Source organism: Serratia nevei, assembly GCF_024160145.1.
Lineage (GTDB): Bacteria > Pseudomonadota > Gammaproteobacteria > Enterobacterales > Enterobacteriaceae > Serratia > Serratia nevei_A.
Window position 1 is genome coordinate 1 of the sequence record NZ_JAMYWQ010000088.1, and the last position, 1,397, is coordinate 1,397.

General features: G+C 50.6%; 1 protein-coding gene and 2 pseudogenes. All 3 read right to left on the reverse strand.

Annotation, left to right across the window (positions count from 1 at the left end):
* Positions 1 to 440, reverse strand: a pseudogene (locus M6G53_RS24820) (VENN motif pre-toxin domain-containing protein); the annotation flags it as partial.
* A 47-nt stretch (positions 441 to 487) separates the two neighbouring features.
* On the reverse strand, positions 488 to 844 hold the full coding sequence (locus tag M6G53_RS24825) for an immunity 8 family protein (RefSeq protein WP_253335202.1): 357 nt from the start codon (positions 842 to 844) through the stop codon (positions 488 to 490).
* A pseudogene (locus M6G53_RS24830) lies at positions 844 to 1,397 on the reverse strand (DUF6862 domain-containing protein); the annotation flags it as partial. The pseudogene M6G53_RS24830 and the gene M6G53_RS24825, both read right to left, overlap by 1 nt.

Sequence of the window (1,397 nt, forward strand, 5' to 3'; positions counted from 1 at the left end):
CCCGTCACCGCCTGCGCCGCCTTCTGCAAATCGCTGCCCGTGCCGTACTGCCGCATCGCGTTATCATACGCCCGCTGCAACACGTCCGCCTCGCGGAACGGTTTGCCGCCCTGCTCAAGCTGCTCCCTGGCCTGCGCCTGCGCCGCCGGATCTTTCTGCGCCTTCAGCCCGGCGATCTCGCCCTGCGTGCGGATCACGTCCATCGCCTGGCCGCCGATCTCGCCAATAAGCTGCGCCTGTTTCAGCCGCTTCTGCTCCTTCTCCTTGTTGAATATCGGGCTGATGCTGCCGTCGTTGGCATGCTCGGTATCCCGATTAAGCTGCCCCACATCCTGCTGCTGTTTGTCGGTGTCGCGGACTATCAGCGTGCCCTCACTGATGCCGGCCTTTGTCGTGCCCTCGGCGTGCCCGCCGTTGTTGGCGCCCGACAGCAACAGCAAGCTATTACACGTAAAAGCGACTACCCCAGCCAAGGCTGGGGTGCTGCTTATGGATGGTAAGGCTGGTAATCTTCGAATTCCCAAGCAAAAACACGAGAGAGTTTCTGAGCAATCTCCATCCAGTCATCGCCTTCACATTGATCGATGTAATCGGTAATGGTTTTGGTTATCTCATCCAAATCGTATTTACGTACCAGCAACGTGTGACGCATCAGTTCCGGCTGCCAGTGGTGCTTGCAGAGCCATTCAGGGGTGCAGATAAAAACATCAAAATGATTGATTCCCTCCTCCCCTACTGGCCCTATACATAAATGAGCTAAAAATTGAAAGCAATCATTCTGCTCAGGTTGATAGCTTAATAAATCAAACCAATCACAGCCAATACTTCTTAGAGATGCTTTCATTATTTTCCACCCAAAATGTTTAAGTGACCGTTACCAATCTTATCCATTTTTCCTGTTTCAATATTCTTTGTATAACTTTCAAAGTTGGCTTGAGTTCCTGTTGGATTTAACGAACCTGGAGTATTTGGCTTTTCTTTTGGCGAACGGTAAATTCTGGTTCCATCGGCACTTACTAACCCTGTACCATCACTCGTTGGTCGTGCCCCTTCCCCAACCCAAATTTTACCCAAGCGATCGGCTTCTTCTTTGCTGCCTGAGCCAATACCGTAGTTAAGTTTTCCATTGTCACCTTTTACTACCGCTGCTAACCGAGGATCTTGCTTGGCAATATTATTCAGGTTTTGCTGTTTTAACTCTTCTTTCAATTTTGGGTAAGTGGCAGCATTATGTGCTGATATTTCACTACTAGCTTTATTTAGCTGCTTAGACGCTTCAGCGACATCCCCCTTCTTCAGCGCCGTTTCTGCCGCCTTGATCGCCTTACCTGCTGCATCTCCAGCCCCAGGAATGATGCCTATCGCCGCAACCAGATAATCCAAAGCACTCTGGGCTT

What these genes read in the sequence shown, in the direction of transcription:
- M6G53_RS24825 (WP_253335202.1), bottom strand. Translation starts at nt 844, where the DNA reads ATGAAAGCATCTCTAAGAAGTATTGGCTGTGATTGGTTTGATTTATTA.